The sequence below is a fragment of the Bdellovibrio sp. HCB209 genome, assembly GCF_047306065.1.
Taxonomy (GTDB): domain Bacteria; phylum Bdellovibrionota; class Bdellovibrionia; order Bdellovibrionales; family Bdellovibrionaceae; genus Bdellovibrio.
Genome location: NZ_CP178618.1, coordinates 3,092,920 through 3,110,360, shown reverse-complemented (window position 1 = coordinate 3,110,360; position 17,441 = coordinate 3,092,920). Strand labels below are relative to the sequence as shown.

Below are 17,441 nucleotides of genomic sequence, written 5' to 3'. Positions count from 1 at the left end.
CAGTACGTTTTAGAGCCAAGGGGGAAAGAGTGCCACGTAAGTCCGATATTAAAAAGGTTTTGATTATTGGTTCAGGACCGATCGTGATTGGCCAGGCCTGTGAATTTGATTATTCCGGCACTCAAGCATGTAAAGCATTGATGCAAGAAGGACTTGAAGTCATTCTTGTGAATTCAAATCCAGCAACAATCATGACAGATCCAGAGATCGCAACTCGCGTGTACGTGGAGCCTTTGAAGGTTGAATATCTTGAAAAGATTATCGACAAAGAGCGCCCCGATGCAGTGATCCCAACTTTGGGTGGCCAAACGGCTTTGAATCTTGCTTTGGATCTTCATGGCAAAGGTATTTTGCAAAAGTATAAAGTTCAGCTTTTAGGAGCAACTCCGCAGGTTATCAAAGCCGGAGAGGATCGTGAGATCTTCAGGGGCTTGTTGGATAAAATCGGTGCACGTTATCCGAAAAGTCATCTGGTCAGAACTTTTGAACATGGATTGCAAATTGCGGATGATCTTGGTTATCCAATGATTCTTCGTCCAAATTACACGCTGGGCGGCGGAGGCGGCGGCATCGCTTATTCTCCTGACGAATATAAAAGCATGCTCGTAGGAGCTCTTCATGAAAGTCCAACATCAGAAGTTCTAGTTGAAGAAAGTATTCTTGGCTGGAAGGAATATGAACTTGAAGTCATGCGTGATTACAAGGGTTCCTTCGTTGTTGTTTGTAGCATTGAAAATTTAGATCCTTGTGGAGTGCATACTGGCGACAGTATCACAATTGCCCCTCAACAAACGTTGAGTGATCGTCAATACCAAGCGATGCGCGACGAAGCTTGTAAGATCATCAATGAGGTGGGCATTCAAACGGGTGGCGCGAATATTCAATTTGCTGTTCACCCCACAACTCATGAACGTGTTGTGATCGAAATGAATCCACGTGTGAGTCGTTCTTCTGCGTTGGCAAGTAAGGCCACGGGATTCCCGATTGCAAAAATCGCAGCGTTGCTTTCAATCGGCTACAGTCTTGAGGAAATCAAGAATGACATCACTAAAGTAACACCATCATGTTACGAGCCCGCTCTGGATTATGTCGTAACTAAAATTCCTCGTTTTGCATTTGAGAAATTCCAAGGATCTAAAGACTCTTTGACGACGCAAATGAAAAGCGTTGGTGAGGTGATGGGGATCGGGAGAACTTTGCAAGAGTCGATGATGAAAGCTCTTGCAAGTCTTGAGGCTCATCCTCAGGCGATTCCAGAAATTGAAATGGAAGTGGGTAAGATCTCTTATCCAAACAGCATGCGTATTTACCATCTTTTCCAAGCATTCCGTGATGGAAAAACTGTGGCAGAGATCCAAGAGCTGACCGGAATTATTCCGTACTATTTGGAACAAATCGAAGGTTTGATTAAATTCGAAGGAAAATTTGCTAAAGAATTTAATGAAGGCAACGTCGAGCTGTTGTTGGCAGCAAAACGCAAAGGCTTCACGGATGCTCGCTTAGGGGCCTTGGTCGGTCAAAATGCTAAGTTCATGCAGACACTTCGTGAAAAGCATCAGCTTTTCCCTAAGTACTCACAAGTTGACACTTGTGCTGGGGAATTTGAATCATCGACGCCTTATTTTTATTCTACTTACTGGGCTCATGAGTCAGCAGTGGTAAATGCTAAAGATGCTGTTGTGATCATCGGAAGCGGTCCTAACAGAATTGGCCAAGGTATCGAATTCGACTACAGCTGTGTGCGTGGTGTAAAAGCCTTTAGAAAAAATGGCACGAAAGTGATCATGGTGAACTCGAATCCAGAGACTGTGTCGACGGATTACGATACTTCAGATGTGTTGTTCTTCGAGCCGTTAACATCTGAAAGCTTGATCGAAATCATGCGCTTCATGAAGCCACGTGGTTTTGTCGCTCAATTGGGTGGACAAACTCCAATCAACGTTGCTCCAGAATTAGTAGCCGCAGGTTACGCGCTGTTGGGTTCATCTTTACAAACAATTGATTTGGCCGAAGACCGTGGATTGTTCACGAAAATTTGCCGTGAGCTTAATTTTGAAATTCCAAACTCTGCCATGTCGGGATCTTTGGAAGAGGCCTTGGTGAATGAAAAACAAGTTGGCTACCCCATGATCTGCCGTCCAAGTTATGTCTTGGGTGGACGTCGTATGGAAGTGATCGAGAATCGCGATGAGTTGATTTCGTACTTCCAGCGTCATGGTGATTATATCTCCCCAGAGAAGCCTTGCATGATGGATCAATTCTTGGCCGGTGCACTGGAAGTCGACGTGGATTTAGTTCGCGGCACTGATTGGACATTGATCGGTGGTGTGGTTGAGCATATCGAAGCTGCCGGAGTTCATTCTGGCGACTCTATGGGCGTACTACCACCGCATCGCTTGAAAGATGAGACATGTAGCCGTATCGAGCAGTTAAGTATTCAATTGGCAAATCGTATCGGAGTGATTGGTCATCTGAATTTGCAGTTGGCAGTTAAAAACGATGTGGTTTACATGCTTGAAGCAAATCCACGCAGCTCGCGTTCTGTCCCATTCGTCGCCAAAGCAACGGGTATTCCGTTGATTGACTTGGGTGTGGCAGCAATGTTGGGTAAAAAAGCCAGTGAATTGAAACTGGGTGATTTAAAGTGGAGAAAAACCGACACGGTTTCAGTTAAAGGTGTTGTGTTCCCATTTAAAAAATTTCCAGAGTCAGATTCGATCTTGGGACCTGAAATGAAATCAACTGGCGAAAGCATGGGGCGCGGGAAAAACTATTCCGAAGCTCTTTGTAAGGCCTTCCTTTCAAGTAACATAAGACTTCCGAAAACGGGTCAGGTGTTCTTCTCACTGCGTGATAAAGACAAAGACGCCATGTTGCCTTTGGTGAAAGAGCTTCAGCGCATGGGCTACGGAGTTTCTGCAACAACAGGAACCGCGGCTTTCTTTAATGATAAAGGCGTGAACTGTCTGTCGCTCAAAAAAGTCGATGAGGGGCGCCCGCACTGTGTGGACAAAATTCGCTCCGGTGAGGTGGCCTTCGTTATCAATACAACGTCAGGTCGTCGTGCGATCGAGGCGAGCTTCGACATTCGTCGAGCTTGTACGGACTACAATATTCCATGCTTAACAGAGAGTGATGCCGCTGAGGCCTTCGTTCTTGCTTTGAAAAATACTAGAAATGAGTCATCATCTGTCGAGGCACTGCCGTCGATGGAGGTCTTTTGATTTCATTTCCGCGTTTGATCGTTAAAGCAGCTATTGGCATCTTTGTGATGTCGACTCTTTGTTTTTCTCCGGCCTTTTCCGCGGAAAAGACTCCGAAGCAGATTACTATCGGGATCATTCCCGGTGGTAATCCGGAAAAGGAAGCAGAGCAGGGTGTAGCTTTAGCGCAAGCACTTCAAACGCGTTTGAATGTTCCGGTGAACATGTACGTTTCGAAAAGTTACGCGGGACTCGCAGATGCGATGAAATCCAAGAAAGTGGATTTTGCGTTCTTTTCATCATCAACCTATGTTCTTGCGGAAAAATCTGCTCAAGCAAAGGTGTTGTTGAAAAAAGTTTGGCACGAACCGTACTATTACTCAGCGATTGTTGTTCCAGCATCGTCAAAAGTAAAAAAGCTTGAGGATCTAAAAGGCAAAAAGATTGCGTTTGTGGATGAGCAGTCTTCCTCAGGTTACCTGTATCCGAAGGTGGCCTTGAATAAAAAGAACCTTGAAGAAAAAAACTTTAAGTCTCAATTCACTGGTAACCATCAAGCATCTATTAAGGCTCTCGAAGCCAAGGAAGTTGACGCTGCTGCAGTTTTCAGTGACGACGAAAAAGGTAAGCAAGGTGCATGGGTAAAATTTGGTGACCCCAAAAACAAGTTCCGAGTTATTTGGATGAGTGAACCGATTCCTAATGATCCATTCTGTGTTCGTCAGGATTTCTACGACGAATATCCTAAAATCACCCACGATATGATGTTTGCCCTTATCGAACTTCTGGAGCAAACGTCGGGTAAAAACACTTATTCTGAAATTTTAGGTTCTCGTGACTTGATGCCAGCCACTTCTAAACAGTATGATCCTGTTAGGGAGATGGTTAAAGCTTTGAATATTGAGCTTAAACCGTAAGCATCAATGTCGGTACTTCATGTAGAAAATTTGAATAAGACATTTAAGGGTGGTCTTTTTGAAAAGGACCGCCAAGTGCTGAAGGATATCACTTTTCAGCTTCCTGAAAGTCAAACGACAGGGTTTGTGGGCAGCAATGGCGCTGGTAAAACCACGACAATTAAATGTCTTTTTGATTTTATTCGTCCTGATAGCGGTAAAATCCACTTCTTTGGATCTCCTTTAGACAGTAATTCCAAAACTCGTATCGGTTATCTTCCAGAGCGTCCGTATCTCTATGAATTCCTAACGGGCATGGAATTTTTAAAGCTTCATTGGAACTTATGCTACGGACTCTCCACCAAAGACTTTGTTGAGCGTGCTCATGAAGCCCTCAAAAAAGTCGACTTATTCGAAGCTAAGGATCGTCGTTTAAGAACATACTCCAAAGGTATGTTGCAACGGGCAGGTATTGCTCAAGCCATTTTGACTCGCCCAGATCTATTGATTTTGGATGAGCCCATGTCGGGATTGGATCCCGATGGGCGTGCGATGGTTAAGGATATCTTACGTGAAGAGCAAAAGCGCGGAGCCACTTTGTTTTTCAGCAGCCACTTGCTTCAGGATATGGAAGAACTTTGCTCGCGCCTAGTGGTCGTAAATAAGGGAAAGATCCTTTACGAGGGTGGATTGCCAGAATTTATGTCAGAGTTCCAAAGCCTTGAGAAGGCCTTCCAAGTTCAAAAAAATCGTGAGGCTAAAAATGTCTAAGGTTTGGACTCTAGCGATCACGACTTTACGGGAAATGTTGCGCGAAAAGATCTTTTTCGTTGTGATTGTGATTGCAGTTTTGATGATTGCATTGAGTTTTCTTTTAGGGGCTCTGTCTTTTGCGGAACAAAGAAAAATCTTAGCAGATTTTGGTTTTTTAGCGGTGCAAATCGCTCTTTTGGGGATCTCTCTATTCTCGGGATCCTATATTATAGCTAAAGAGGTCGAAAAGCAGACGTGTCTTCTGATTCTCTCAAGACCTGTTTCTCGCAATCAGTTTATTTTGGGAAAGGTGTTTGGAGTGATGGCTCTGAATACTCTTTTAGTATCTCTTTTGGCTGTGGTGCTTTCATTCCTACTGGGAGTGTGGGGAGATTCCAAACAGTGGCTCTCCTTCTTTGAGATTTGCTTAAGTCTTTGGGCTGAAGCCGCGGTGATTCTTGTTTTTGCGATGTGGTTCAGTTTGCTAGTAAGGCCTGTATTGGCGTTGAGCGCTGGTATCGTCTATTTCTTATTGGCTCACTGGTTGGGTGACTTGGCGTTTTTTGCTTCGAAAAGCAAAGAAGACCTCTTTATTAAGATAGTCGAAGGTCTTCACTGGATTGTTCCAAACTTCTACCGAATGAACTGGAAATCAGCTTATTTCCTTCAAGAAGGTTTGCCATTGAAAGACGTCACATGGATGATTGCACATACGACAGGATGGTTTATTCTGTTGGTGCTTTTAACCAACTTTGCTTTCAGGAGAAAAGATATTGTCTAGCGTGGATGCATTTTACTACACGATTTTCTTCGTTCTTGGGGCCGTATTTGGAAGCTTTGGGAACGTCGTTATTTATCGTTTGCCACGCGAAGAAAGCATCGTAAAGCCACGCAGCTATTGTTACAGCTGCAAGTCTCAAGTGAAGTGGTATGACAATATCCCTATTTTTAGCTGGTTCATTTTGCGCGGTAAATGCCGTAATTGCAGAGCCAAGTTTTCGTTCCGATACCCCCTGGTTGAGCTCATCATGGCGGGTTTGTTTGTCTTGAGTTACCACTATGTGGGTTTGTCTTGGGATCTTCTTGAATATCTTCTTTTCATTTTTGGCTTAGTGATCTGTACATTTATTGATTTGGATCACATGATTTTGCCGGATGAGTTTACTCTTTCGGGAATCGTTATTGGACTTGTTGGAGCTGCCTTGAATCCAAACCGTGAGTTTTTGGATTCATTATTCGGTGTTTTGATGGGTGGCGGATTCTTGTGGGGTATGGCTTACCTGTACTGGATTTTCACGAAACAAGAAGGCATGGGCGGGGGAGATATCAAATTGCTCGCTTGGATCGGTGCCTTGTTAGGTTGGAAGGCTATTCCTTTCGTCATTATGTCATCAGCCATTGTTGGTAGCATTGTGGGTATCGTAGCGGCAAGGAAGCAAAAAGCAGGACTAAAGACTGTGATTCCGTTCGGACCTTATCTTGCTTTGGGCGCAATCTTTTATCTTTTTGGCGGCCAGACCATAGCATTGTGGTACCTAGACCTTTTTCTACCAGGATTGAACTAGCTTCACTGGACCCCTGGTTTGACATTCCATTCACGAGCAGAAATAATTTACTATGTTAGACCTGCGTCTAAAGACGTAAGTCTTTAAAAAGACATTGGTGTGGTTCAACTGGGGAAGCAGCTAAGTAATGTTTTTTAAATCTAGAAAAGTTATCGGACTCGACATCGGTACGAGTTCAATTAAGTTAGCCGAAATGGAAGTGAGTGGCAAAGGAGCCCAGTTGCTCTCCTTTGGTTTTGCACCAACACCTCCTAACTCCGTTTCAGGTGGTGAGATCGTTGATATCGCGTCTGTCGGTATTGCCATTCAAACTTTAATCGCAGAAGTAAAATCAAAAAGAAAAAATATCGCAACAGCCATGTGGGGAACGGCGGTCATCGTTAAGAAGATCACGATTCCTAAGATGGATAAAAAACTTGTTCGCGATCAAATTCGTTTTGAAGCTGAACAGTATATTCCCTTTGATATCAACAATATCAGTCTTGCACATCATATCTTAGCGACCAGTGCGACCCCAGACACAATGGATATCCTGTTGATTGCCGCACAAAACGAACTAGTGACTCAGTACACTCAGGTTATTGAATTCAGCGCGCTGAAATGTTCGGTTTTGGACGTTAGCGGTTTTGCATTAGCGAATTCTTTTGAAGTGAATTACGGCAAGTTCCCAGGCGAAGTCATCGGTCTTTTAAACTTTGGTGCTTCCATCACAAACTTTGTTGTTCTTCAGTACGGCGAAATTATTTTCTGTCGTGATATTCCTGTCGGTGGTGCGAACTATACAAATGAAATTCACAAAGCCATGGGAGTTACAGTAGGCGAAGCCGAGGCTTTGAAATTGAGTGCCGTTTCTCGTCGTGACGTTCCTGACGATGTTCACAGTGTTATCAGCGCCACAAATGAAGCTGTTACAGAAGAAATTCGCAGCAGCTTGGATTTCTTGAGTGCCACAACGAATGGCCTTACTTTGAATCGCTGTTTCTACACAGGCGGAAGCTCTCAAACATCGGGTTTGATTGAAACAATCTCCCGTGTAACAGGCATTCCTATGGAGCCGTTCAATCCGTTTGCGAAAATTAAAGCTAATCCGAAAAAATTCTCTCCAGAATATCTAGCGCAAATCAAAAATTTTGCTGGTGTTGTGACGGGCTTGGCTCTTCGCGAGGAAGGAGACGCACGTGATTAAAATTAATCTAGCGTCTCAAAGTGTCGGAACGAATGCAGCACTCGGTGCACAGTTCGGTGGCGGAGGAGAAGGTGGCGAAGACATCATCATCTCCGATGAGGCCCGTAAGGAGGCGCTAAAGCGCCTTGTGGTTTTATTGATTCCGGCTCTAGGTTTGTATGCGTATCAAGAGCAAAATGTTCCTCAATTGAAGGGCCGACTTGGAAGTCTTCAGGCTACGTTGGGTGAGCTTGAGGCCTACAATGCGAAGCAAGCCGATTCAGTTGCGGAAATTAAGAAGTTTAAAGAAGACGAGGCGATCATCGAAGCTCGTATTTCTGCTTTGGATAAAATTTCTAAAGACCGTTCTCGTGAAATCCGCGTGATCGATCTTTTACAACAAGTTATTCCAGAGAAAGCTTGGCTGACTCGCGTGACGCTGAACCCAGATAGAATGAACGTCCAAGGTCTCGGGATGAGTGACTTTGAAGTTTCTCAGTTCCTAGAAGCCTTAACTAAGAGTGTGTTCTTGATGGATGTTAATCTTGTAAGCTCTACAGAAACGACAGTAGATGGAATGATTTTAAAGAAATTTGAAATCAGCGCCGTATTGGAGAGAGCACAATGAATAAATTCTTTGAAACTCTCTCTGGATATACTTACGGCAAAACTCTTGGTTTGGGAGTTTTATTAGGAGCTATTTTCTATTTCACTTTGTATGACGATGGCTCTCAGGTCGAGGCGCAAATTGCATCTGTGCAACAGCAAGTACAAGAGCAGGAAGCAAAAAAGAAAGACACAGACGCTACTTTGAAACAAGTAAATGAAATGCGTGAAAAACTAGGGCGCCTGAGTCAGCAATACCAGGAAATTTCAAGAAGACTTCCCACGGTGCTGTTCTCGATTGATATCAATAAGGCCATTGATGCTTTTGCTCGTGGTGCAAATGTAAACGTTAAAATGAAGCGCCCTGGTGAAAACATTAAGCGCGAAGTGGTTGAAGAAGTTCCGGTAGATATCACTTTAGAGGGAACTTACGCACAGCTTGCGCAGTTCGTGTCCCTAGTATCTTCTTCAGAGCGTTTAGCGCGCGTGAAAAATATTACGATTTCTGAAGAGCAAGGTGCGGATCCAAATAAAAAATTAAAGTTCGATGGGCAAGTTGTGGGCTATAAGCTCGCACCGGAAAAAGAAAAAACGGAGACTAAGCAGTGAAATCTGTAAGATGGATGATGTCTTACATTGTGGTTGCCGCGTTGGGATTGTGGTTGGCTTTTGCAGTCAGCACCAAATTCATGGCGCCTGCTCACTCTCAAGAGCAACCTCCGCCTCCAGGAGCTCCACCAGCAGCACAATCTCCGCCAGGACCGAATAATGGTGATTTACCTCCGGAATTTATGAACGAAGTGAATCAGGCTCAGCCGGGAGGAGCACCACCACCTCCGCCGCCAGGAGAGTCCGTTCCATCTGCTCCCCCGGGAGGCGCTGCTAATACACAGACGGCTCCTCCAAGTATTCCGGCTCCGCCGCCTCAAGGTGCACCGCCGGTAATGCCGGGACCAGAGAATGCAATGCCAATGGGTGACGCAGTGACGGCTCCTGTGAACTCGATCTCTGATGTTTTGGCAAAAGACAATTATATCTATGATCCGAACGGCAAGAGAGATCCATTTAAACCTTACCGAATTATCAGAATTAATCCGCGTAAGGAAGTGCCGTCTGACCAATTGGAGCCTTTGCAACGTTGGGAATTGGATCGTTTGCAAATTATTGGTATTCTTTGGGATGTGAAAACTCCACGCGCAATGGTGCGAGATCCAGATGGTGGTATTTTCACAGTCACGAAAAATTCGAAAATGGGCCGTAATGAAGGATACATTTCGGCGATTCGCGAGGGTGAAATCGTTGTCGTAGAAACAAAATACGATGAAGACAGACCAATTAAAGAAACTCGCGTAATGGAGTTTAAAAAATAATTCTCTTTTGGGGAGGTACTAATGAACGGATTCATTAGACTTATGATCGTAGCTGCAATGATTGCATCACTTACCTCGTGCGCTAGCCGACCTGCGCAGGACGATCTATCTTTAGATGAAGGCTTGGATTCTTCAGCGGGTGCTGAATTAAGCTTAGACGACACAGGAAGTTCAGACGAAGTTGCCGATGCAGGTTCCGCTCCAGCGGAATCTGGTGGTGATGAGTTCTCTGACTTTGATAATACGCCGGAAGACGAAGCTCACCAAGCTGGTCAGTCTGCTCCGCAAGGTGGCAGTCTCGAGGATGAATTCAATATGGCAGAGGGTGGGGACACTCCTCAACAAGCAGCCAATGAAACTCCTGAAGCTCCAGCACCAGATGCAGGCGTAGAAATGCCGCCGATCGTGGACACGGAACCTTCTGCTCCGGTTGCAGATGTACCAGCAGAGCAACCTCCAATGGAGGAGCCAGCTCCTGCACCAGAAATTCCTCATCAAGAGCCGGTTTCTGTTCCAGTGGCGACAAATCAAGGCAGCCCAGCGACAATCACGGATTTGCAGTTTAAGGCCAATGAAAATGGCGGAACAGTTATCGTGTCTGGTAACCGCCCACTGACTTTTACAACGCGTTCAAACCCAGATCTTCACCAATATGTGATTGAAGTTGAAAACGCGATCTTACCAGATCGTTTGAAGCGTTCTTTGAATACAAAAGATATCCGTGGCGCTGTGGGTGCTATCGATGCTTATCAAAACCCTGGCTCGACGACCGCTCGTTTCGTGATTCAATTGCGCGACGGCGTTGCTGAACCAGCGGTTCAAAATGAAGGCAATTCTCTTTTGATCGTGGCAGCTGGCACGGCGACCTCACAAGTCGCTACGAACTCAGCAGATGAACAAGAAGGCCCAGAAGGAAAAATCCTTCCAAACCAGAACTTAACTGAGTTCTTAACGGGCAATTCACAGTTCTACGGTAAGAAAATCTCCATCGAAACGAATAACATGGATATCCGTGACGCTTTAAACTTCATTACAGAAGAGAGTGGCGTGAACATGGTGATCTCTGACGAAGTTAGAGGAGCTGTGAGCCTTAAGTTGCGCCAAGTTCCTTGGGACCAAGCCCTTGTGGTTTTGATGAGAGCTCGTAAACTTGGCTATACTCGCCAAGGTAATGTCCTTCGTATTGCTCCATTGAATGACTTGCGCACTGAGGAAGATGATGCAAATAAATTGGCTTTGGCTCGTAAGAACCTAGAGCCACTAAAAGTTCGCATGTTCTCCATCAGTTACGCACGTGTAGACGAGCTAGAGAAAAAACTAAAAGATTTCTTGGGCGAGCGCGGTAAGGTCGTAGGCGACCCTCGTACAAATTCTCTTGTTGTTACAGATATTGCCGAGAATCTTGAGCGCGCAGCAAAGTTGATTCAAAGCTTGGATACTCAACCGCCACAAGTTCTTATCGAGGGTAAAATCGTTGAGGCATCTGAAAGATTCCAACGTAATATCGGTGTAAACTGGAATGTTACGGGAACGGCGATCAGCTTGGGTAATACAAATCGTGGCCCGGTTAATATGAATCCACGTTTCAACATCAACCCTACAAACTCTCAAAACGGAAACTTCAATTTCAGTTTGGATGTGGGTACGCTTGACGTATTTGGCAGTATCTCCGCAGCGCTTGCATTGTCCGAAAGCGAACAGAAGGTTAAAACCCTTTCTTCTCCCCGAATCATGACTATGTCTAATGAGACAGCGAACATTAGTCAGACTACAGAAGTGCCTGTAAAACAAGTGACTGTTACAGGAAACTCTTCGCAAGAAACGTATCAATTTAAGCCATTGGCTCTGAAGCTCGAAGTTACTCCTCAGGTAACAGCTGACGGATCTGTTATGATGAAAGTAGCTGTAGCTCGTCAAATCCAAGGGGCAACGAATCCAGATGGCTCTTTCGCGACAAACAGTCGTGAGGCCAATACTCGTGTTCTTGTGAGGAATGGGCAGACGGCTGTCATCGGCGGTATTTACTTAAGCGATGCTACAGAGGGTGAAGCTGGGGTTCCTTTCTTAAGAGAGATTCCGTTCATCGGCAATTTGTTTAAAATTAAGGGTGTTACAAAAGATAAGTCTGAGTTGTTGATCTTCCTTACTCCAAGAATTATGGGGCAAGTGATGGGGCCAAACTCGAACTCTCACTCTCACGAAGCGAACGATCGCTTGTAAAAAAGGAGCTAGTGGCATGAAAAAAACATTGTTCCTTCTTCCGATAATAGCCTTCCTAACTTCTTGCTCCGGTGGAGGTGAAGGCCTTGTAGAAATTAGCGTAACTAGTTCTGTTCGTTTGACAATACCAGCGGTCGGTTATTCTTGTTTGGCAAGAAAAACAGCCGCAGACGGTAACACTACACCGAGTTCAGACGTTTCGGCGGCGTATTTCACGATTCCTAAACTAACCTTTAAGCTTCAGGATCCAACTCGCGACACCTATATCTCCCAAATCAAAGTGACTTATACTCCTCCAGGCGGGTCAGAAACATCCTGTGTATTTGGAGGCGATAGTCTCGCAGCCTTAAGACTGACTTGGTGGGAAACCAGTTTGAAGGAGGCAAAAATCGCCGCGAACTCTGCTGAGGCAGATCGTGCGACAGATTGTCCTATGTATTGCGGAGGTATCAGCGTAGATGCTGGTAACTTCACTTCTTCCGGTACGATTAAGGTCTATGGCTATACACAAGACCCTAATAATGATGACGATTCAACTGGGTTTACAACTACCACCTACTTTACCTTCGGTAGCCAAATGTAAAATAAAAAGGGGCTTAATAAGCCCCTTTTTATTTTGTGCACGACACACTAGGGGCTGCATTGTTAGAGGCATTGATCGCATAACAAACAACACCCGAAGCATCTTTGATTTGCGTAATTCGAGTCGATCCTGACCCATAAGAATAGGTAGCAATTTCGGCCACTGTCCCATCCGAAAACTGTACAGTTGCATTCGCCGCGACGCGATTTGAATCTGCGAAGGTTGCGGCCCCCATTGTTATGAAAATAACTATTAGCAGCAGTATCCTCATCTCTAGCTCCTTCTCTGCTGAGGCAGCAGGCCATGTTTTGCAGCGTAAACAGGTGCTTTCTGCTATCGAATCGAATATAGACTCTCCATGGACCTATTTTCCGCCTCCGCAGCAGCACATTCAACATCTCCCTTGTCCGAAATCCTTCGCCCAAAAAACTTGGACGAAATCATCGGACAAGAAAAGACCATTGGTCCCCAGTCTAAACTGGGTCAGATTCTGCGAAAAGGGTACCTGCCAAGTCTCATAATCTGGGGTCCTCCCGGAACAGGTAAAACGACATTCGCCTTGGCATTATCCCAGCATTTCAATGCACATTTCGAAAACATCAATGCGACAGATGCGGGAACGAAAGTACTACGTGAAATTGGGGAAAAAGGTCACGACCGCCGGTTGCAGTACCAACAAAAGACAATCCTTTTCGTGGACGAGATCCATCGTTTCAACAAAGGCCAACAAGACGTGCTTCTTCCTTTCGTGGAGAAAGGCGATGTTGTCCTCGTAGGTGCTACGACTGAAAATCCAAGCTATGAATTGAACCGAGCCCTCTTAAGTCGTTGTCGCGTAGTCGTATTTGAGCGCCTCAGCGAAGAAAATCTTCGTAAAATCGTAGCTCGCGCCGAAACTCAGTACAAAAAGCCACTCACGGAAGCGTTGCAACCCGAAGCAATCGAAAACCTTCTGCAATTCTCAGACGGTGATGCGCGCAGATTGATTAACAGCTTAGAAATCCTGTATAGCTTCATGCGAGACGGGGAAGAGCCGCCACTAGCAACGAACGACATGCGTGAGTTGCTACAGCAAAATCCTATTGGCTACGATAAAAACTCAGAGATGCATTACGATCTGATCTCGGCCTTTATTAAGAGTGTCCGCGGCAGTGATCCAGATGCGGCAGTCTACTATCTCGCAAGAATGTTAGATGGGGGAGAAGACCCGATCTTCATCGCTCGCAGGCTAATTATTCTAGCGTCAGAGGATATCAGTAATGCCGACCCAAGAGCCATTTCCGTAGCCATCGCAGGACTTCAGGCAGTAGAGGCCATTGGTCTTCCTGAAGGAGCCATAACGCTCTCTCAGGTGACGACATATTTAGCCTCATGTCCAAAATCCAACGCTTCATATATGGCTCTTCACAAGGCTCGTGCCTTAGTAGAGCAAACGAAAACATTGCCTGTACCATTGCACCTTCGCTCCGCAAAAACAGCTCTCGCGAAAGACATGGGTTACGGTCGTGACTACAAGTATCCACACGATTATCCCACTGGATGGACGGAGCAATCCTATCTTCCAGAGGAGCTAATGAATGAGAAAATCTATGAACCAACTACGCATGGATTTGAGAAAAATATTCGCGAGTATCTCGCTTGGATGAAACAACGTCGCAGCGAAAATAAGGAATAAAAAAAGGACCTCATCGAGGTCCTTTTTAGTTTTCAGGATTTCTTGAAAAGTTTAGATCGCTCTTTGTGCACACACACAGATGCACTCTTGAGAGCCTTGGGAAGTGTGTGCATGTTTTGTGTTGGCTGGAATTTCTACGCGATCTCCAGGGCGCAAAACGAACTGATTTCCAGAGATATTAAATAGCATTTCACCCGCAACCACGATGCGCACCTCTGCGAAGGGGTGACGGTGATCTGGAATTTTAGTCTGTGGCGCATAGACCTCGTCAAATGGTTCCAACCCCTCTGACTCGAGGATCATATGAACCTGTTGTTTGCTTGGTACTAGCGGCGCTTGCCAGCGTGTGATGATCATAAATAAAGCCTCTTTCATCAAGCCAACCTATCAAGCTTCTTTGATATCTGGCTGAAAACACTATCTCAAATCGGAACATGAGATACAAGTCACACCGCGATTGACTCGCCTTGAAACACCTTCGCGAGGAGAAAATCAAATTGCTACAGGATAAGAGACCGGATCTTTTAGAAAAGAAAAAATGCTGTTAAGTCCCTCACTGGGATGTCGATACCTTTCTTGTAAGGAAAGGCCCATTTCGGGGAGGGGTATTTTGAGCAATTCTAAATCAAAGTCGACACACGCTGAGTTAGATCACATCTTGAATTTTGTCGATTCCTCTAAAGGGCTTCGCGCGAAAATGAATGAAACTGGCCGCGTGCAATTGCGCCAGGACCTTGACGGCAAACTATTTACTTTCAGCTCCCAAGACGTGAATGAAGTTCTTCACAGAGCAGACACTGAAGGTAAAGCTTTCCTGCAAGTGAACTTCAAAAATGGCTCTAAGATTTTGTTAACTGAAACGTTGATCGGCTTCAAACCTATCGAAACTTTGGGTTTAGATATGGCTCGCATCCCTAAAGTGGTGACAACGCCAGATCTAGTCAGTGTTTACGAAGCGATTGAAGAATCTTTAGGGGCTGACAACGGGAATGACACCGAGGTCGAGATCCTTAAAAAGGTCTATTTGGCCATTATCACCGGTGGTGAGAAGGTTGGATTCGATCTGACGACGGAACGTAAGTGGTTAAACCGACTTCTTGCGTCTAAATTCAAGGCTTCTGCCTAAAACTCTGTAAATACATACATTTAAATAGTTTTTTCGAAATAAACGAGGCTCAAACCTCGTTTATTTATTAGGCAGAATTCAGCCTGCATTAAGTTTTCGAAAAAAAGCTATTGACCTTTTTCGGGGTCTGAGCGAAAACCAGTCCCACTTTGGGGGTATAGCTCAGCTGGGAGAGCGTCTGATTTGCATTCAGAAGGCCGCAGGTTCGATCCCTGTTACCTCCACCAAATTTCCTTTTTAGGACTTTCGTCGAAATGATGAAAAAATAAAAAAGAGATTGACGAGGACAAAATACAGAGTAATATCTGTTCCTCGCGCTGCTGAAAGGCAGCGTATTTTTGTTTCGCTCTTTGAAAACTGAATAGCTAGAAGAAATAGATTTTTGGGCTCTTTGAATACTTAGTAATAAGTATTCACAATTTCAAAATTAAATATATTCGAACAAACATACAAGCGAGAGCTAGTAGTTTGGTTGATACAGAATTTAAACTGGAGAGTTTGATTCTGGCTCAGAACAAACGCTGGCGGCGTGCCTAATACATGCAAGTCGAACGGGGAAAGCTTTCGGGTGAGTACTAGTGGCGCACGGGTGAGTAACGCGTGGATAATCTGCCTTAGAGTGGGGGATAACTAGTCGAAAGATTAGCTAATACCGCATAAGACCACAAGAACTGCGGTTCAAGAGGTCAAAGGTTTTTCGCTCTAAGATGAGTCCGCGTAAGATTAGCTAGTTGGTGAGGTAATGGCTCACCAAGGCGACGATCTTTAACTGGTCTGAGAGGATGATCAGTCACACTGGAACTGAGACACGGTCCAGACTCCTACGGGAGGCAGCAGTAGGGAATATTGCACAATGGAGGAAACTCTGATGCAGCGACGCCGCGTGAGTGATGAAGGCCTTCGGGTCGTAAAGCTCTGTCGCAGGGGAATAACACAATGAAGGTACCCTGCAAGAAAGGATCGGCTAACTTCGTGCCAGCAGCCGCGGTAAGACGAGGGATCCTAGCGTTGTTCGGAATTATTGGGCGTAAAGCGGGTGTAGGTGGCTATGTAAGTCAGGTGTGAAAGCCTAGGGCTCAACCCTAGAAGTGCATCTGATACTGCGTAGCTTGAGTGGTAGAGAGGATAGTAGAATTCTTGGTGTAGTGGTAAAATACGTAGATATCAAGAGGAATACCGGTGGCGAAGGCGGCTATCTGGCTACACACTGACACTCAGACCCGAAAGTGCGGGGATCAAACAGGATTAGATACCCTGGTAGTCCGCACCATAAACGATGGATACTTGTTGTTGGAGGTATTGACCCCTTCAGTGACGAAGCTAACGCGTTAAGTATCCCGCCTGGGGAGTACGGTCGCAAGATTAAAACTCAAAGAAATTGACGGGGGCCCGCACAAGCGGTGGAGCATGTGGTTTAATTCGATGCAACGCGAAGAACCTTACCTAGGCTTGACATGTACTGGAATATTGGCGGAAACGCCGTAGCTCGCAAGAGTCGGTACACAGGTGCTGCATGGCTGTCGTCAGCTCGTGTCGTGAGATGTTGGGTTAAGTCCCGCAACGAGCGCAACCCCTGCATTTAGTTGCCAGCATTCAGTTGGGCACTCTAGATGGACTGCCGGTGTTAAACCGGAGGAAGGTGGGGATGACGTCAAGTCCTCATGGCCCTTATGCCTAGGGCTACACACGTGCTACAATGGTAGTCACAAACTGAAGCGAAGTCGCGAGATGGAGCAAATCGGATAAAAGCTATCTAAGTTCAGATTGGTCTCTGCAACTCGAGACCATGAAGTTGGAATCGCTAGTAATCGCGGATCAGAATGCCGCGGTGAATACGTTCCCGGGCCTTGTACACACCGCCCGTCACACCATGAAAGTTGGTTGTACCAGAAGTCGCTGCGCTAACCGCAAGGAGGCAGGCGCCCAAGGTATGGTCGATGATTGGGGTGAAGTCGTAACAAGGTAGCCGTAGGGGAACCTGCGGCTGGATCACCTCCTTTCTAAGGATTATGGTGATCGGCATTTCAAGCTTGTCTTGAAAAAAGCAATCACAATCTTAGGTCAACTCACTCTTCCCGAGTGGGTGAGTCCCAAAAATCTTTTCTAGCTGTTTAGTTTTGAAAGAGTGAAAACTCTTATCGCATCTAACATGGGCCAGTAGCTCAGTTGGTTAGAGCACACGCTTGATAAGCGTGGGGTCGGAAGTTCGAGTCTTCCCTGGCCCACCAACTTTCAACAAATTGAGTTGGTCTGTTAGAGGTGAATAAGAGATTTTTGCG

General features: G+C 45.5%; 15 protein-coding genes, 2 tRNA genes and 1 rRNA gene. 16 read left to right on the top strand and 2 right to left on the bottom strand.

Annotated elements, in window-relative coordinates; genetic code table 11:
- Positions 1-29: 29 nt before the first annotated feature.
- The 11 genes from carB (at position 30) to ACLVWP_RS15050 (ending at position 12,361) form a co-directional block, all read left to right on the top strand.
- Positions 30-3,224: a carbamoyl-phosphate synthase large subunit gene (carB, locus tag ACLVWP_RS15100; protein ID WP_413558410.1), complete on the top strand. Its 3,195-nt coding sequence runs from the start codon at positions 30-32 to the stop codon at positions 3,222-3,224.
- Positions 3,221-4,120 (top strand): phosphate/phosphite/phosphonate ABC transporter substrate-binding protein, encoded by a 900-nt coding sequence (phnD, locus tag ACLVWP_RS15095; RefSeq protein ID WP_413558409.1) that lies wholly within the window; start codon positions 3,221-3,223, stop codon positions 4,118-4,120. The genes carB and phnD overlap by 4 nt, the downstream gene beginning before the upstream one ends.
- A gap of 6 nt (positions 4,121-4,126) precedes the next feature.
- Positions 4,127-4,870 carry an ABC transporter ATP-binding protein gene (locus ACLVWP_RS15090; RefSeq protein WP_413558407.1) on the top strand — a complete coding sequence of 248 codons (744 nt, stop codon included), beginning with the start codon at positions 4,127-4,129 and terminating at the stop codon, positions 4,868-4,870.
- Positions 4,863-5,633, top strand: a complete 771-nt coding sequence (locus ACLVWP_RS15085; protein WP_413558406.1) for an ABC transporter permease — start codon at positions 4,863-4,865, stop codon at positions 5,631-5,633. Before ACLVWP_RS15090 ends, ACLVWP_RS15085 begins: the two co-directional genes overlap by 8 nt.
- Before the next feature lies 1 nt (position 5,634).
- Positions 5,635-6,417 (top strand): prepilin peptidase, encoded by a 783-nt coding sequence (locus ACLVWP_RS15080; RefSeq protein WP_413561585.1) that lies wholly within the window; start codon positions 5,635-5,637, stop codon positions 6,415-6,417.
- A gap of 127 nt (positions 6,418-6,544) precedes the next feature.
- Positions 6,545-7,603, top strand: a complete 1,059-nt coding sequence (pilM, locus tag ACLVWP_RS15075; RefSeq protein WP_413558404.1) for a type IV pilus assembly protein PilM — start codon at positions 6,545-6,547, stop codon at positions 7,601-7,603.
- Positions 7,596-8,210: a PilN domain-containing protein gene (locus ACLVWP_RS15070; RefSeq protein WP_413558402.1), complete on the top strand. Its 615-nt coding sequence runs from the start codon at positions 7,596-7,598 to the stop codon at positions 8,208-8,210. The genes pilM and ACLVWP_RS15070 overlap by 8 nt, the downstream gene beginning before the upstream one ends.
- Positions 8,207-8,797, top strand: coding sequence for a type 4a pilus biogenesis protein PilO (locus ACLVWP_RS15065; protein ID WP_413558400.1), 591 nt, complete (start codon positions 8,207-8,209; stop codon positions 8,795-8,797). The genes ACLVWP_RS15070 and ACLVWP_RS15065 overlap by 4 nt, the downstream gene beginning before the upstream one ends.
- Positions 8,794-9,558 (top strand): pilus assembly protein PilP, encoded by a 765-nt coding sequence (locus ACLVWP_RS15060; RefSeq protein ID WP_413558398.1) that lies wholly within the window; start codon positions 8,794-8,796, stop codon positions 9,556-9,558. The genes ACLVWP_RS15065 and ACLVWP_RS15060 overlap by 4 nt, the downstream gene beginning before the upstream one ends.
- Before the next feature lie 21 nt (positions 9,559-9,579).
- Positions 9,580-11,778 carry a type IV pilus secretin PilQ gene (pilQ, locus tag ACLVWP_RS15055; protein ID WP_413558396.1) on the top strand — a complete coding sequence of 733 codons (2,199 nt, stop codon included), beginning with the start codon at positions 9,580-9,582 and terminating at the stop codon, positions 11,776-11,778.
- A gap of 16 nt (positions 11,779-11,794) precedes the next feature.
- Positions 11,795-12,361: a hypothetical protein gene (locus ACLVWP_RS15050; protein ID WP_413558395.1), complete on the top strand. Its 567-nt coding sequence runs from the start codon at positions 11,795-11,797 to the stop codon at positions 12,359-12,361.
- 28 nt (positions 12,362-12,389) lie between these two features.
- Here the strand turns inward: ACLVWP_RS15050 and ACLVWP_RS15045 are convergent, their stop codons facing one another.
- Complete coding sequence (locus tag ACLVWP_RS15045; protein ID WP_413558394.1) at positions 12,390-12,632, bottom strand: hypothetical protein; 243 nt, start codon at positions 12,630-12,632, stop codon at positions 12,390-12,392.
- An 87-nt stretch (positions 12,633-12,719) separates the two neighbouring features.
- Here ACLVWP_RS15045 and ACLVWP_RS15040 point away from each other — a divergent pair, with 87 nt between their 5' ends.
- Complete coding sequence (locus ACLVWP_RS15040) at positions 12,720-14,036, top strand: replication-associated recombination protein A (protein WP_413558392.1); 1,317 nt, start codon at positions 12,720-12,722, stop codon at positions 14,034-14,036.
- A gap of 51 nt (positions 14,037-14,087) precedes the next feature.
- Here ACLVWP_RS15040 and ACLVWP_RS15035 read toward each other — a convergent pair whose 3' ends face one another.
- Positions 14,088-14,393 carry a cupin domain-containing protein gene (locus ACLVWP_RS15035; protein ID WP_413558391.1) on the bottom strand — a complete coding sequence of 102 codons (306 nt, stop codon included), beginning with the start codon at positions 14,391-14,393 and terminating at the stop codon, positions 14,088-14,090.
- Between the two features lie 253 nt (positions 14,394-14,646).
- On the opposite strand from ACLVWP_RS15035, the gene ACLVWP_RS15030 reads away from it, so the two are divergent.
- From ACLVWP_RS15030 to ACLVWP_RS15015, 4 genes are all read left to right on the top strand, one after another.
- Positions 14,647-15,162 carry a hypothetical protein gene (locus tag ACLVWP_RS15030; RefSeq protein WP_413558389.1) on the top strand — a complete coding sequence of 172 codons (516 nt, stop codon included), beginning with the start codon at positions 14,647-14,649 and terminating at the stop codon, positions 15,160-15,162.
- Positions 15,163-15,313: 151 nt separating this feature from the next.
- A tRNA-Ala gene (locus ACLVWP_RS15025) sits at positions 15,314-15,389 on the top strand.
- A gap of 259 nt (positions 15,390-15,648) precedes the next feature.
- Positions 15,649-17,162 (top strand): 16S ribosomal RNA (locus tag ACLVWP_RS15020).
- 151 nt (positions 17,163-17,313) lie between these two features.
- Positions 17,314-17,390: transfer RNA gene (locus tag ACLVWP_RS15015), tRNA-Ile, on the top strand.
- Positions 17,391-17,441: the final 51 nt, after the last annotated feature.

What these genes read in the sequence shown, in the direction of transcription:
- pilQ (WP_413558396.1), top strand. Translation starts at nt 9,580, where the DNA reads ATGAACGGATTCATTAGACTTATGATCGTAGCTGCAATGATTGCATCA.
- pilM (WP_413558404.1), top strand. Translation starts at nt 6,545, where the DNA reads ATGTTTTTTAAATCTAGAAAAGTTATCGGACTCGACATCGGTACGAGT.
- ACLVWP_RS15090 (WP_413558407.1), top strand. Translation starts at nt 4,127, where the DNA reads ATGTCGGTACTTCATGTAGAAAATTTGAATAAGACATTTAAGGGTGGT.
- ACLVWP_RS15050 (WP_413558395.1), top strand. Translation starts at nt 11,795, where the DNA reads ATGAAAAAAACATTGTTCCTTCTTCCGATAATAGCCTTCCTAACTTCT.
- ACLVWP_RS15035 (WP_413558391.1), bottom strand. Translation starts at nt 14,393, where the DNA reads ATGATCATCACACGCTGGCAAGCGCCGCTAGTACCAAGCAAACAACAG.
- ACLVWP_RS15085 (WP_413558406.1), top strand. Translation starts at nt 4,863, where the DNA reads ATGTCTAAGGTTTGGACTCTAGCGATCACGACTTTACGGGAAATGTTG.
- ACLVWP_RS15045 (WP_413558394.1), bottom strand. Translation starts at nt 12,632, where the DNA reads ATGAGGATACTGCTGCTAATAGTTATTTTCATAACAATGGGGGCCGCA.
- ACLVWP_RS15065 (WP_413558400.1), top strand. Translation starts at nt 8,207, where the DNA reads ATGAATAAATTCTTTGAAACTCTCTCTGGATATACTTACGGCAAAACT.
- ACLVWP_RS15040 (WP_413558392.1), top strand. Translation starts at nt 12,720, where the DNA reads ATGGACCTATTTTCCGCCTCCGCAGCAGCACATTCAACATCTCCCTTG.